Below are 13,678 nucleotides of genomic sequence, written 5' to 3' on the forward strand. Positions count from 1 at the left end.
TCTCGGTCGCGACGCTCACAGGAGTCGCTCCCCGCGGAGGACGGCGAGGATGAACTCGCTGGATGTCTCCGGCGTCCGCTCGGGATCGACCGAGCCCGCCGGGTGCCAGGTGCGTTGCAGGCCGATCGAGATCTCGTTGTAGTACGGGGTCTGCGGACGCGGCGCACCGAGGTCGAGCGATTCCCGGATCGTGTCGGCCATGGGGAACTCCTCTCGCACCGCCTCGTCGTCGTAGGCGGCGGTGCTCGACGGCGGGTTGCCGTCGCTCACGAAGTACGCAGCCTGATGCTCCGGCTGCACGATGCACTCGACCGCCTGCCAGGCGAGCTCCTCGTGCTCGGTGAACGCGCCGACGCCGAGGTTGATCCCGCCGACGGGGGGCGCCGCATCCGTCCCCTCGTCGACGCGAGGGTAGACGGCCCACCCCAGGTCGTCGGCGATGTCCGGCGCCGCCTCTTTCAGCGCGGGCCACACGAAGGGCCAATTCACCATGAACGAGCCGCCGTCACGCTGGAAGGCGGCGAGGTTCGCGTTCTCGTCCGCGGTCGAGAATCCCGGTCCGCCGAGTCCCTCCGAGCCGATCCGGTGCAGGATCTCGGCCGCAGCGCGACCGGCATCCGAGTCCAGTCCCAGCGCCATCTCGTCGGGTGAGGCATCCGGGTTCTCCAGGATCTCGCCGCCTGCGGAGGCGACGAGCGCGTTGATCCACACCGTGAGCGATTCGGCCAGCGTGCCCTGCACGCCGAGCACGAGGTCGTTCTCCTCCGCGGCATCCATCAGCTGGTCCCAGGTCGCCGGCTCGCTGAGGTCGAGCCCCGCCTGCTCCGCGACCGACTCGCGATACCAGAGCAGCTGGGTGTTGGCCCAGAACGGCACGGTCACGAGCTCGTCCTTCCAGCTCGCCGAGTCGACGGCACCCTGCACGACGCCGTCCGTGTCGCTGAGGTCGTCGGGGACGGCGGAGAGGAAGCCGGGCTCGGCCAGCTCCGGGATGAACGGGGGGTCGAGACTCATGATGTCGATGGAGCGGTCGTTCGCCGCGAGACGCCGGGCCAGCTGCTCGCGCTGCGAGGCTGCGTCGCGAGGGAGCAGTGAAGTCTCGATGCGGTAGGCGCCGTCGGCGGCTTCGGTGCACTCCGAGGCGATACGCGCCTGCCCACCGGCGTCGGGGTTGATGTACCACGTGAGGGTCGGCGGACCGTCGTCAGCGGCGCATCCGCCGAGCGCCGCGGCCATCGCCACGGCGGAGATCCCGGCCATCCATCGCGCCCGTCGCATCGTGCCTCCTCGCTGTGCGGTCGTCCCGTCCGGCGTGCGGACGTCCCCAGCCTCGCCGAGACGGCGCGGGACCGGCAGGTGGTTGCACGGCGGTCGGCCCATGCGATACGAACGCGCCCGCCCGCGTGTGACAGCATCGGAGGATGCAGTCCGGAGACCTCCTCGATCTCGACGTCACCGCGGTCGCCCACGGCGGGGTGTTCGTCGCCCGGCACGAGAACCGCGTCGTGTTCCTGCCGGACACCCTGCCGGGGGAACGGGTCCGCGCGCGGCTCACCGATACGCGGAAATCGAGTTTCTGGCGCGCGGACGTCCTCGAGGTCCTCGACGCCTCCGCGGACCGCCGCCCGCACATCTGGGCTCCCGCTGACGTCACCGCTCCTCCCGAGGCGCGTCCCGGCGGAGCCGACTTCGGCCACATCGCGCTGGCCCGGCAGCGCGAGCTGAAGGCGGAGGTCGTGCGCGACGGCCTCGCGCGCTTCGCCCGCTCCGAGGTTCCTGTCACCATCGAGCCCCCGCTGGCGCAGACCCTCGCGGGCCGTCTCGAGGGCGAGGTGGAGGATGCCACGGGCTGGCGTACGCGCGTCAGTCTCCACGTCGACGACGAGGGCCGTGTCGGGCCGTTCGCCGCCCGCAGCCACCGTGTCATCCCCGTCGACGACCACCCGCTCGCCACGGCTGCCATCGCCCGCGCCGCCGCTCGTCATCGTGGCGGAGCGGAGGGACGCCTCGACCTCGTGCAGCCGGCGGACGGTCGGGTCCGCGTCATCCCGCGTCCCGCCGACGGCCGCCGGCGGACGCCCGCCGATCCGGCCGCGCGCGAGGTCGTGACCGAGCTCGCCGGGGGTCGGGAGTTCCGCGTCGACGCGGGCGGATTCTGGCAGGTCCACCGCCTCGCCGCCGGTACGCTCCACGACGCCGTCGGTGACGCCGTCCGCGGCGCCGTCGACCCGGACGCGTGGCATCTGGACCTCTACGGCGGCGTGGGGCTGCTCGCGGCGTCCGTCGCCGCCGAAGGCGGCGAGTCGACCCGCATCACGACGATCGAGTCCGATGCCCGGGCCACCGAGCACGCCGGCGAGAACCTGTCCGAGTGGATCGGCGCCCGCGCCGAGACGGCGCGCGTCGAGCGGTGGCTCGGCGCGCTGGCGGGAACAGCGTCGTCCGCGCAGCGGGACCGGCTGCGCCGCGGTGTGGTCGTCCTCGATCCGCCCCGCTCGGGAGCCGGACGCGAGGTCGTCGAGCGGATCGCCGCGCTCGAGCCCGCGCGCATCGTCTACGTGGCCTGCGACCCGGTCGCGCTCGCGCGGGACCTCGGGACGTTCGCGGCGCTCGGGTACGACGCACCCTCCGTCCGCGCCTTCGACCTCTTTCCGCATTCGCACCATGTCGAGGCGATCGCGGTACTGACGCGGTGATCGCGACGGATAGGGTGAGCGCATGATCCGCGTGGCCTTCATCGACGACCACGAGTCCGTGCGCCTCGGCCTGGAGGCCGCCTGCACCAGGACGGGGAGGATGCAGGTCGTCTTCTCGGGCGAGACCGTGTCCGCCTATCTCGAGGTCCGGGCGACGTCGCTCCGTCACCCCGCCGACGTCGTGGTCCTCGACCTGACGCTCGGCGACGGTGCCACGGTGACCGAGAACGTCACGCGGCTCGTGCACGACGGCTCACCCGTCATCATCCACAGCGTCGCCGACCGTCCCGCCGCCGTCCGCGAGGCCCTGGTCACCGGAGCCGCGGGCGTCGTGAGCAAGGCCTCGCGCACGGACGACGTCATCGCCGCGATCATGACGGTGGCTGGCGGCGAGCCGCTGGACAACGTCGAGTGGGCGTCCGCGATCGACGGCGACCGGGCGTTCGCAGACGCGCAGCTCTCGGCGCGCGAACGCGATGTGCTCCGCCTGTACGCGGCTGGGCTGCCGCTGAAGACGGTCGCCGAACGGCTGGGGATCGCCTACTCCACGGCGAAGGAGAACATCACCCGGGTCCGCGTGAAGTACGTCGAGGTCGGTCGGCCGGCTCCCACGAAGGTGGACCTCCTGCGGCGGGCGATGGAGGACGGCCTCGTGGCGGAGGAGTCCGGTGGTCTCTGACGCCTCGACGACGGGAACGCTGACGATCCCGCCGGATTCCACCTTCTTCACGCGGGAGCGGGTGGAACGCATCCTCGCGCTGGTCATCGGTGTCGGATGCGCCGCCCTCGGCTTCCAGGCCTTCGTCAACGGCATCGCATCGGACCAGGAGGCTCCGACGTGGAACCTTGCGCTGATGCTCGTCACCTTCGTGCCGCTCGGCCTGATGATCGCCGCCGGAGTCATCGGCCGCTTCTACCGGCCGCTCAGCGCGATCTTCGCGGTGATCTTCCCGCTCGTCCTGCTCGCGTGGCCCTTCGCCACTGCGGGGCGGGTCGCCCAGTCGGGGGGTGAGCCGTGGGTCTGGTATCTCCTGAACGTCGCCACCGTCGCCACGGCACTCTCGTTCCCTCTGATCCTCCAGTACGTCTGGTGCGCGCTGATCCCGGTCCTCTACGGCGTCGTGCGTCTCGTGCAGATCGGCTCCACCGTCGAGAGCGTCATCCAGGTCACCCGCCAGGTCGTCTTCGCGATCATCCTCGCGGTCGTCATGATCATGATCGGATGGATGCTCCGCAGGCTTGCGGAGGGACTCGACCGCACACGCGAAGAGGCGGTGCGCTCGTACGCCGCTGCCGCTGCCGCCGACGCGGTCGAGCAGGAGCGCATCTCGGTCGCGGCGCTCATGCACGACAGCGTGCTCGCCGCGCTCATCGCCGCGGAGCGGGCCAGCAGCCCGCGGGAGCGGGACCTCGCGGTCGCCATGGCGCGGGAGGCGCTCACCCGGCTGGCGAACGCCGATCGCGAGGCCGAGGAGGGGCCTGACGAACCCGTGGCGCCCGCGTTCGTCGTCGATGGGATCGCCGCCGCGGCCGCCGAGCACGGGCATCGCCTCGAGGTGCGGACGTCCGTCGACGCACGTGCGACGGCGCTTCCCGGGCGGGTCGCGAGGGCCCTGGTCCTCGCCGCCGCGCAGGCGGTCGTGAATTCGCTCGAGCACGCCGACGGTGCGGGCCTGCATGCGGAGGTCTCGGCCGACGATAAGCGGATCATCGTCCGGGTGTCCGACACGGGCGAGGGATTCGACGTCGCACGTGTCCCCGAAGACCGACTCGGCATCAGCGGTTCGATCGTCGCGCGGACGGCTGCCGTGGGTGGTCAGGCCCGCGTCCGAAGCTCGCGACGGGGGACCGCCGTCGAACTGCGATGGGAGCACCCCCGATGAACGTGCGCGTGCAGACCGGGCTCTCGATCGTCGCCGTCGTCTTCACGGCCTACCTCGCCGTCGGCGGTCTGGTGTGGACGGCTCCCGTCCGGCAGCCCGCCGTCTTCATCGCCGCGCTGTCGCTCTATCTCGCGACGACCTGGTTGTGCGTCTTCTGGGGCGCCACGCCGAGGGCAGCCGCCCCCGTCGCCGATGGGTCCCTCCGCCGCGGAGAGGCGCTGCCGATGTGGCTGTGTCTCCTCGTGCTCGCCACCGCGGCACTGGTGCCGCTTGCGACGTGGTCGGCCGTCGACGAGAGTGCCCGTCTGGCGCCCTTCGCCACGTGGAGCCTCGGCGGCATCGGTGCGCTCCTGACGATCGTCGCCGTGCGACGGCGCGCCCTCATCGCATGGATCGGCGTCTTCGTCCTCGGCGTGTCGGCGGCGTTCTGGATCGGCGTGCTCGACGCACTCACGCTCGGGATGGTGGGCGCCGCCGTCTGGGTCGTCGCCGCGCAGCTGCTCACCATGCTCGTGGACCGCGCCGCCGTCGACACCGCCGAGCTGACCGGCATCCAACGTCGATCCTTCGAGTGGCTGGCCAGCCAGGAGGGGCGCCGCCGGGAGCGGCGGGTCCGCGTCCAGCAGGCGCTCGCCGTCGCAGGGCCCATCCTCATCCGCACGATCGAGTCCGACGGTGGACTCGAGCCGGAGGAGCGGGAGCAGGCGCGCCTGGCGGAGGGGTCGCTCCGCGACGAGCTCCGGGGCCCGCGCCTGCTCGACGAGTCGGTCCGCGCCATGCTGCAGGGGGCCCGCCGCCGCGGCAGCACCGTCACGGTCCTCGACGAGGGCGGACTCGACGGCGCCGCCCCCGACGCCCTCGACCGGATCCGGGCCGACCTCGCAGAGGCGCTCGAGGGCGCGTCGTCGGAGCGGATCTACATCCGGACGTCGCCGCATCCCCGTGTCGCGGTGACCGTCGTCGGGCGCTCGCGCCGGCGCGACGACCCCGACGGCGAAGAGGTCGTCGACCTCTGGCACGAGATCTCCCACCCACGGCCCGGTGCCGAGCGCTGACCGGCAGGACGGAGCGGCCGTTTCCTACGGCCTGCCCCGCGGTCCGGTGGCAACAGGTGCTGAGAAAGAGGAAGGCGAGGGGCGGCGAAGCCGCCCGCCCCTCGCCTAGCGAGCGGTTACCCGAAAACCGGCTCGCATGGCCGGACAGCGTTCTGAGGGATACCGTCCGGCCGAACGCAGAAGCGTTCCAGCGGTATTAGTCTCGCTGATCGTCAAATCGCTGTCTGTAGGTACTTTGGGGGACACTTCGCAGGGCTTGTCGGAGGACGGTCCGCCGTTCGGGCGGAGGCCTCAGCCGGCCCAGCGTCCCCAGCGGACGTCGCGTCGCAGCGGGCCGCGCACGCCTCGCGCCGAGCGGGCCCACGCCGAGACCGGCGCATCCTCGGCGACGGCCGTGGTCACCTCGCGGGCGTAGGACTCCGAGACGACGGCGATGACCGCAGCAAGCTCCTCGGGTGTGGCATCCCCCCGGCGCACCTCGAGGTGCACTGCGCCGGATGCGTCGCCCTCGTCGCTCACAGCGGGATGTTCCCGTGCTTCTTGGCGGGCTGCGCCGAGCGCTTGCCGCGCAGGGAACGGAGCGCCTTGGCGACGGCGACGCGGGTCTGCGCCGGCTCGATGATGCCGTCCAGCTCGCCCCGCTCCGCGGCGAGGAACGGCGACGCGACGTTGTACGTGTACTCGTTCGCGAGCTTGGTCCGGACCGCGGCCACGTCCTCGCCCGCCTCCTCGGCGCGCTTGATCTCACCGCGGTAGAGGATGTTGACCGCGCCCTGTCCGCCCATGACCGCGATCTCGGCGGTCGGCCACGCGAGGTTGATGTCGGCGCCCAGCTGCTTCGAGCCCATGACGATGTACGCGCCGCCGTACGCCTTCCGGAGGATGACGGTGACCAGCGGCACGGTCGCCTCCGCGTACGCGTAGAGGAGCTTCGCGCCGCGGCGGATGACGCCCGTCCACTCCTGGTCGGTACCGGGGAGATAGCCCGGCACGTCGACGAGGGTGAGGATCGGGATCGAGAACGCGTCGCAGAATCGGACGAACCGGCTGGCCTTCTCGCCGGCGTCGATGTTGAGCGTGCCCGCCATCTGCGAGGGCTGGTTGGCGATGATGCCCACCGTGCGGCCTTCGACCCGGCCGAAGCCGATCACGATGTTCGGGGCGAACAGCGGCTGGACCTCGAGGAACTCGCCGGCGTCGACGACGCGGGAGATGACCTCGTGGATGTCGTACGGCTGGTTCGGCGAGTCGGGGATGACGGTGTTCAGCGTGCGGTCGCTGTCCGTGGTCTCGAACTCGAACGTGCTCTCGTACCCGGGGGCATCCGCCATGTTGTTGTCCGGGAGGAAGCCGATGAGGGTGCGCGCGTAGTCGATCGCGTCGTCCTCGTCGTCGGCGAGGTAGTGCGCCACCCCCGACCGGGTGTTGTGCGTGTAGGCGCCGCCCAGCTCCTCCATCCCGACGTCCTCGCCGGTGACCGTCTTGATGACGTCGGGGCCGGTGACGAACATCTGGCTGGTCTTGTCGACCATGATGACGAAGTCGGTCAGGGCGGGGGAGTAGACGGCGCCGCCCGCCGCAGGTCCCATGATGAGGGAGATCTGCGGGATCACGCCCGAGGCCGCCGTGTTCAGACGGAAGATCTCGCCGTACTTGCCGAGCGCGACGACACCCTCCTGGATGCGTGCGCCACCGGAATCGAGGATGCCGATGATCGGCATCCCGCCACGCAGGGCGTGCTCCATGACCTTGATGATCTTCTCGCCGGCGACTTCGCCGAGGGACCCGCCGAAGGTCGTGAAGTCCTGCGAATAGACGGCGACCGTCCGGCCGTGGATCGTCCCGACGCCCGTGACGACCGAGTCGCCGTACGGGCGCGCGCGATCCATCCCGAAGGCCGTCGTCCGGTGCCGGACGTACTCGTCGAGCTCGACGAACGAGCCGGGGTCGAGCAGGAGCTCGATCCGCTGGCGAGCGGTCAGCTTGCCCTTCGCACCCTGCTTGGCGCGGGCGGTCTCCTCGGCGGTAACGACGGCTTCTTCGTAGCGTGCACGCAGGTCGGCGATCTTGCCGGCGGTCGTGAACAGGTCGGGCTGATCGGTCACGGATTCCACCCTAGCGAGCGCACCACCGCCCACGTTGGCGCCGAGCGACAATCGAGGCGGCGATCCGCTGTGGCATCCCTCAGCGTGAAGGGTGTCAAGCCGCTCGGATCGTCGCCCCGACCCGCTCTAGGGTGGCCGCATGACGATCCCCTCGCACGGTTACCCCCTCGCCGCCGCCGTCAGCCCGCGCCTGCAGGTCATGGACAGCGCGGACTCGACGAACGCGACGCTGCTCACGCAGGCACTCGACGACCCGGCGTCCCTGCCGCACCTGTCGACCATCGTCACCTCGGATCAGCGGAAGGGCCGCGGCCGACTGGACCGCGCGTGGGTCGCCCCGGCCGGCTCCGCGCTCGCCGTCTCGGTGCTGCTCCGGTCGGAGGCGATCTCGCTCGCGGATCGGGGCTGGATCCCCCTCGTCGCGGGCGGCGCGATGACCCGAGCCGTCGCCGGCCAGCTCGATGGCCTGGACGTCCGCCTCAAGTGGCCCAACGACGTCCTCGTCGGAGGGCTCAAGATCAGCGGCATCCTCGCCGAGGTGGTGACCGGCGACGCCCAGGCCGTGGTCGTCGGCGCAGGCGTCAACACCCGGATGACCGCGGCCGAGCTCCCGGTCCCGACCGCGACGTCCTTCGCGGCCCTCACGCGCGATGTGGATGAGGACCGCCTGCTCGCCGAGTACCTCACCGCGCTCCGCGACGCCGTCGCCGCACTCGCCGTCGGGGGCGAGGGTGCGGCGCGCGTGAAGCAGGAGGTCAGGGACGCGTGCGCGACGGTGGGCGCGGCGGTCTCCGTCTCGCTTCCCGACGGTGCGAGCCTCGTGGGCCGCGCGGACGAGATCGACGAGGACGGCCGGCTCGTGGTGGTCGCCGCGGGCGTCCGACACGTCGTCTCCGCCGGCGACGTCGTGCACGTCCGCTGACCCGCGCTCGGGCATCCGGGCGCGTCGCCCCGGCGGTGTCCGCCCGCCACGCCATGATGAGGGTGTGAGCCAGCCGACCGCGTACCCCGGGCGCCCGAGCACGCCGGCACCGGGCACGGCGTCGCCCGAGTACAAGGTCGCCAGATTCCGCCGGCACGCGCGCCGGCTGCTGTGGCCTGCACTCGTCCTCATCGCCGTCGCCGCCGCGACGGGCTACTTCACCGGCAACATCCCGGGCCCCGTCGCCGGGTGGCTGCAGGACTGGATGCTGTGGCTCGCGGCATCCGTCATCGTCCTGCTGTTCGCGTTCATCCCGTACCTCCGCTGGCTCGCCCACACCTACACGGTCACGACGCGCCGGGTCATCGAGCGCAGCGGCCTGCTCCAGCGGCGACGGGTCGACATCTCCCACGCCCGGGGGTACACGATCTCCGAGCGGCGGGGGCCTATCCAGCGCCTGTGGGGGAGCGGGAGCCTCACGCTCGCGAACGGCGTCGACGAGCCGGTGCGCCTGGTCGACATCCCCTCGGTGCGGCTCGTGCACGAGACGCTGTCGGACCAGGTGGAGGTCAGCCAGATCCTCGCCCACCGCGACTCCCACGGCATCCCGATCGTCGGCGCCGACGGCTGACCGGCTCGGCCTCGCCGCGGGATGCGGGAAGATGGTGTCGACGGGAGGAGCAGCATGGCACTGCAGGTCGGAATCGTCGGAGGCGGACAGCTGGCGCGGATGATGATCGCGCCCGCCGTGGAGATGGGGATCGACGTCCGCGTGCTCGCCGAGCAGCCGGGCATGTCCGCAGGTCTGGCTGCGACCGCGGTCGGCGACTACCGCGATCTCGACACGGTCCTCGCCTTCGCGAAGGATGTCGACGTCCTGACCTTCGACCATGAGCACGTGCCGCAGGACGTCCTCCGAGGGCTGGTCGCCGCCGGTGTCACGGTGCACCCCGGTCCCGACGCCCTCGCCTACGCGCAGGACAAGATCGACATGCGCACCCGGCTCGCGGAGCTCGGGATGCCGCAACCCGACTGGGCGGCGGTGACGGATGCCGCGTCCCTCGACGCGTTCATCGCCGAGCACGGCGGCCGAGCCGTCGTCAAGACCCCCCGCGGGGGCTACGACGGCAAGGGCGTGCGGGTGGTCTCCGCCGCCGACGAGGTCGCCGACTGGTTCGACACGTCGGCCCCGGGCGGGGCGCTGCTCGTCGAGGAACTCGTGGACTTCCGTCGTGAGCTCGCGCAGCAGGTGGCGCGCCGGCCCTCCGGGGAGCTCGTCGTCTACCCCGTCGTCGAGACCGTCCAGCAAGACGGGGTGTGCGCGGAGGCCGTCGCGCCCGCGCCGCACTCCGCGGGCCGCCTCGCGGACGTCGCCGCCGAGATCGGCGAGGCGATCGCGACGGGCCTCGGAGTGACGGGGATGCTCGCCGTCGAACTCTTCCAGACGGGCGATGAGCGACTCCTCGTCAACGAGCTCGCGATGCGCCCGCACAACAGCGGCCATTGGACGCAGGACGGCGCGATCACGAGCCAGTTCGAGCAGCATCTGCGCGCCGTCCTCGACCTCCCCCTGGGCGACACCGCCCTGCGCGCCCCGCACGCCGTGATGATCAACATCCTCGGCGGACCGGCCGAGGACACGCTGGCCGCGCGCCTGCCGGACGCCCTGGCGGCGCATCCGTCCGCGAAGATCCACACGTACGGCAAGGACCCGCGCCCCGGCCGCAAGGTCGGGCACGTCAACGTCGCCGGGGACGACCTCGACTCGGTCGTCTACGAGGCGCGGGCCGCCGCGGCGTTCTTCCTCGATTGACCCGTGCCGCTCCGTGGATCCTCAGGTCGATCCGCCTAGCCTTGGTCGAGTGACCCGCCCCCTCCACTCCTCCTCGGACCCGCTCGTCGGCGTCGTGATGGGTTCCGACTCAGACTGGCGTGTGATGTCCGACGCCTCGCAGGCGCTCACCGACTTCGGCATCCCGCACGAGGTCGAGGTCGTCTCCGCCCACCGCACGCCCGACAAGCTGCTCAGCTACGGGCGCGAAGCGAGGAGCCGCGGACTGCGGGCGATCATCGCCGGCGCGGGCGGCGCCGCCCACCTTCCCGGCATGCTGGCGTCCGTCACGACGCTCCCGGTGATCGGCGTGCCCGTGCAGCTCGCGACGCTCGACGGGTTGGACTCCCTCCTGAGCATCGTGCAGATGCCGGCGGGGATCCCGGTCGCGACCGTCTCGATCAACGGCGCGAAGAACGCCGGCCTGCTCGCGGCGCGGATCCTGGGCGCCTCCGATCCGGCCGTGGGTGACCTCGTCGCCCGGTACGCCGCTGACCTCGAGGCGCAGGTCGAGGAGAAGAACCGGCGTCTGAAGGATTCGCTGTGACGCGCGCCGCAGGACCGATCCGGTGAGCGTCAGCAGCCCCCCGAGGCCGCCGCAGGCGGGTGCACGACCGCGCGCGGTCGAGGAGCGTCCGCTGCGGAATCCCGACGCGTCGTCGGCCGCATTCATGTCACGCCGCGCGTGGTGGCTGGTCGTCGCGGGATTCCTCTTCCCCGGAGCCGGCCAGATCCTTGCCGGCAACCGACGACTCGGCCGGGTCGGGATCGTCGCGACCATCGTGATGTGGACGCTGCTCGCCGCCGCGGTGCTGACGGGTCTCATGTGGCGGTCGCTCCTGACGACGATCGTCGCCTCGTGGTGGACGCTCACGCTGATGCAGGTCCTGCTCTGGGCGTACGCGGTCCTCTGGGTCGTGCTGACCGTGGACGTCCTGCGGCTCGTTCGGCTCGGGCGCGTCCCGGGACGCACCCGGGCCGCGGTCGTGGTCGTCGCCCTGATCCTCTCGCTCGTCCCCGCATCCGCCGCGGCCTACAGCGCGCAGTCGGTCGTCGCACCGCTGCGATCCGGGCTGTCGATCTTCGCTGCGGGGCCGAGCGTCCCGCCGTCGGACGGGTACTACAACTTCCTCCTCCTCGGCGCCGACAGCGGTCAGGGGCGCGATTCCATGCGCTTCGACAGCATCTCGGTGGTCTCGGTGAATGCGGACTCCGGCGCCGTGACGATCTTCGGCATCCCCCGCGACCTGAGGCACGCGCCGTTCTCCGAGGGGCCGATGCAGGAGCTCTACCCCGACGGGTTCGACGGCCAGACCTCCGCGACGTGCGGATGGTCCTCAGGCATCAACCAGTTGATGAATGCGGCCGAGGTCTGCCGCGAGGATCGCGGCGCCGGGCTCTACCCGGATGCTGCGGCGAACAACTCGAGCCCTGCGATCGAGGCCACGAAGGATGCCGCGGAAGGCATCCTGGGCATCAGCATCCCGTATCACGTCTTCATCGACATGCACGGCTTCGCGGACCTCGTCGACGCGCTCGGCGGCGTCGAGATCACGGTGAAGGAGCGCCTGCCCGAAGGGCCGGGGCCCCGGTACAAGGGGCAGCCCGCTGAGGAGTGGGCCACGGGGTGGATCGAGGCGGGCGAGCAGCGCATGGACGGCAGCACCGCCCAGTGGTACGCGCGGTCGCGCTACACGACGAGCGACTGGGACCGGATGCGGCGGCAACGCGAACTGCAGACCGCGATCCTCGCGCAGGCCTCCCCGTCGACGGTGCTGACCCGCTTCAACGAGGTGGTGGCTGCGGGGAAGAATCTCGTGCAGACCGACATCCCGAACTCGCTCCTCCCGTTCCTCGTGGATCTCGCGGCCAAGGCGAAGGACGAGAAGGTGCAGGACCTCGAACTCACCCCAAAGGGCGTGGGCATCGACCCCGAGAACCCGACGTCGGACGACTGGCAGAAGATCCGCGCCGAGGCTGACGCCCTCCTCCACCCGCCGACACCGACGCCCGCGCCGTGACGCCAACACTGGAGGTCCGATGACGACCACGCTCAGGGTCGTCCTCGACCCGTCTTCGCCCGGGGTGGATGCCGACGTGTCGGAGGCGATCCTCGAACTGACGAGCGCGCTCGCCGCCGCGGCTCCGAGCGGATGCGATGTTCGCGCGATCGTTCCGAGCGACACCGACGTGGATGCCGCCGTCGCGGACCTCGGGATCGCGGGAGCGGATCGCCTCCCCGTCCCGGCACGCGCGGTGGCCGCGCTGTGGCGCGCAGGGATGCGCGCCGGCGCGGGCGACGGGCTCATCCACTCCGCGACGCCCGCAGCGCCGCTCGTGCGGCACGACCGGGTCCACGACCACGACCAGACCGTCGTCACGATGTGGGATCTGCGCGCCTGGGAGCATCCCGACGAGGTGTCGCGCGCGGAGGGGGCGTGGGCTCGGGCCATGCTCCGTCGCGCCGTCCGCCACGCGGACGCCGTCGTGGTGCCCACGCACGAGCTCGCTCGGCGGCTCGCGGAGCTCGCACCGCTCGGGGACCGCATCCGCGTCATCGCCGGAGCGCCGGCGACCGAGCTCCGCGTCCCGTCGGACGACGTGGGGCGGCGCCGCGACCTCGCGCTCCCGGAGGGGTACGTGATGATGTCGGGGACCTCCGCCGCATCCGACCGGCTCCGCGCCGGATTCGATGCGATCGCGGCGTCGCAGCGCGACACCGCGGTGGTCGTCCTCGACGCCGGCGAGGGGGAGGAGCCCGTCCTGGCCGACCTCGCGGCGGCCGCAGGCATCCCGGAACGCAGACTGCACGTCCGGGGCCGTCTCGACGTCGCGGACCGGGCTGCCGTCCTCGGGGGCGCCGTCGCGTTCCTGGCACCCTCGGAGTCCGCCGGGTTCCCCTGGCGGGTCCTCGACGCGCTGCGCATCGGTGTCCCCGTGGTCGCGGTCGACAGCGCGACGCACCGAGAGGTCCTCCTCGACGGTGCGACCTACTCGGGAGGCGACCCCGAGTCGCTCGGCGCAGAGTTGTCGGCCACGCTCGCCTCCACCGCCGCCGTCGAGCGCCTCGCCGTGATGGCGGCAGATCGCGGACGGGCGTTCTCCTGGCAGGCGGCCGCAGAGCGGGTCTGGCAGCTCCACGCGGAGCTCTGACCGGTGCCGCGACGGCGTGTCTGACACGAAGAG

General features: G+C 71.9%; 13 protein-coding genes. 10 read left to right on the forward strand and 3 right to left on the reverse strand.

The features are described 5' to 3' along the window. Positions 1-15: 15 nt before the first annotated feature. Entirely contained in the window at positions 16-1,278 is a 1,263-nt protein-coding gene (locus KZX17_RS08045) for an extracellular solute-binding protein (protein ID WP_248171908.1), read from the reverse strand. A 143-nt stretch (positions 1,279-1,421) separates the two neighbouring features. On the opposite strand from KZX17_RS08045, the gene KZX17_RS08050 reads away from it, so the two are divergent. Genes KZX17_RS08050 through KZX17_RS08065 form a run of 4 tightly spaced genes read left to right on the forward strand, consistent with a single transcriptional unit; the run spans position 1,422 to position 5,634 of the window. Then, positions 1,422-2,696: a class I SAM-dependent RNA methyltransferase gene (locus tag KZX17_RS08050; protein WP_248171910.1), complete on the forward strand. Its 1,275-nt coding sequence runs from the start codon at positions 1,422-1,424 to the stop codon at positions 2,694-2,696. Between the two features lie 22 nt (positions 2,697-2,718). Next, positions 2,719-3,375, forward strand: coding sequence for a response regulator transcription factor (locus tag KZX17_RS08055; RefSeq protein WP_248171912.1), 657 nt, complete (start codon positions 2,719-2,721; stop codon positions 3,373-3,375). Further along, positions 3,365-4,579: an ATP-binding protein gene (locus KZX17_RS08060; protein ID WP_248175596.1), complete on the forward strand. Its 1,215-nt coding sequence runs from the start codon at positions 3,365-3,367 to the stop codon at positions 4,577-4,579. Before KZX17_RS08055 ends, KZX17_RS08060 begins: the two co-directional genes overlap by 11 nt. Beyond that, a complete protein-coding gene (locus KZX17_RS08065; RefSeq protein ID WP_248171917.1) occupies positions 4,576-5,634 on the forward strand; it encodes a hypothetical protein in 1,059 nt (352 codons plus the stop codon). The genes KZX17_RS08060 and KZX17_RS08065 overlap by 4 nt, the downstream gene beginning before the upstream one ends. Before the next feature lie 291 nt (positions 5,635-5,925). Here KZX17_RS08065 and KZX17_RS08070 read toward each other — a convergent pair whose 3' ends face one another. Then, entirely contained in the window at positions 5,926-6,153 is a 228-nt protein-coding gene (locus KZX17_RS08070; RefSeq protein ID WP_248171919.1) for an acyl-CoA carboxylase subunit epsilon, read from the reverse strand. After that, positions 6,150-7,739: an acyl-CoA carboxylase subunit beta gene (locus tag KZX17_RS08075; protein ID WP_374107956.1), complete on the reverse strand. Its 1,590-nt coding sequence runs from the start codon at positions 7,737-7,739 to the stop codon at positions 6,150-6,152. Before KZX17_RS08075 ends, KZX17_RS08070 begins: the two co-directional genes overlap by 4 nt. Before the next feature lie 139 nt (positions 7,740-7,878). Between KZX17_RS08075 and KZX17_RS08080 the strand changes: the two genes are divergently transcribed. From KZX17_RS08080 to KZX17_RS08105, 6 genes are all read left to right on the forward strand, one after another. Beyond that, on the forward strand, positions 7,879-8,661 hold the full coding sequence (locus KZX17_RS08080; protein ID WP_248171923.1) for a biotin--[acetyl-CoA-carboxylase] ligase: 783 nt from the start codon (positions 7,879-7,881) through the stop codon (positions 8,659-8,661). Positions 8,662-8,725: 64 nt separating this feature from the next. Then, positions 8,726-9,292 carry a PH domain-containing protein gene (locus KZX17_RS08085; protein ID WP_248171925.1) on the forward strand — a complete coding sequence of 189 codons (567 nt, stop codon included), beginning with the start codon at positions 8,726-8,728 and terminating at the stop codon, positions 9,290-9,292. 54 nt (positions 9,293-9,346) lie between these two features. Beyond that, positions 9,347-10,474 (forward strand): 5-(carboxyamino)imidazole ribonucleotide synthase, encoded by a 1,128-nt coding sequence (locus tag KZX17_RS08090; RefSeq protein ID WP_248171927.1) that lies wholly within the window; start codon positions 9,347-9,349, stop codon positions 10,472-10,474. Between the two features lie 97 nt (positions 10,475-10,571). Next, positions 10,572-11,039: a 5-(carboxyamino)imidazole ribonucleotide mutase gene (purE, locus tag KZX17_RS08095; protein ID WP_248174734.1), complete on the forward strand. Its 468-nt coding sequence runs from the start codon at positions 10,572-10,574 to the stop codon at positions 11,037-11,039. 22 nt (positions 11,040-11,061) lie between these two features. Further along, entirely contained in the window at positions 11,062-12,513 is a 1,452-nt protein-coding gene (locus tag KZX17_RS08100) for an LCP family protein (RefSeq protein WP_248171929.1), read from the forward strand. Between the two features lie 19 nt (positions 12,514-12,532). After that, positions 12,533-13,645, forward strand: a complete 1,113-nt coding sequence (locus tag KZX17_RS08105) for a glycosyltransferase (RefSeq protein ID WP_248171930.1) — start codon at positions 12,533-12,535, stop codon at positions 13,643-13,645. The last annotated feature ends 33 nt before the right edge of the window (positions 13,646-13,678 follow it).

Source organism: Microbacterium sp. EYE_78 (assembly GCF_023149035.1).
Lineage (GTDB): Bacteria > Actinomycetota > Actinomycetes > Actinomycetales > Microbacteriaceae > Microbacterium.

Bases quoted from the DNA above. Each gene is read 5' to 3' on its own strand.
- KZX17_RS08080 (WP_248171923.1), top strand. From the start codon at position 7,879: ATGACGATCCCCTCGCACGGTTACCCCCTCGCCGCCGCCGTCAGCCCG.
- purE (WP_248174734.1), top strand. From the start codon at position 10,572: ATGGGTTCCGACTCAGACTGGCGTGTGATGTCCGACGCCTCGCAGGCG.
- KZX17_RS08105 (WP_248171930.1), top strand. From the start codon at position 12,533: ATGACGACCACGCTCAGGGTCGTCCTCGACCCGTCTTCGCCCGGGGTG.
- KZX17_RS08065 (WP_248171917.1), top strand. From the start codon at position 4,576: ATGAACGTGCGCGTGCAGACCGGGCTCTCGATCGTCGCCGTCGTCTTC.
- KZX17_RS08090 (WP_248171927.1), top strand. From the start codon at position 9,347: ATGGCACTGCAGGTCGGAATCGTCGGAGGCGGACAGCTGGCGCGGATG.
- KZX17_RS08045 (WP_248171908.1), bottom strand. From the start codon at position 1,278: ATGCGACGGGCGCGATGGATGGCCGGGATCTCCGCCGTGGCGATGGCC.
- KZX17_RS08055 (WP_248171912.1), top strand. From the start codon at position 2,719: ATGATCCGCGTGGCCTTCATCGACGACCACGAGTCCGTGCGCCTCGGC.
- KZX17_RS08050 (WP_248171910.1), top strand. From the start codon at position 1,422: ATGCAGTCCGGAGACCTCCTCGATCTCGACGTCACCGCGGTCGCCCAC.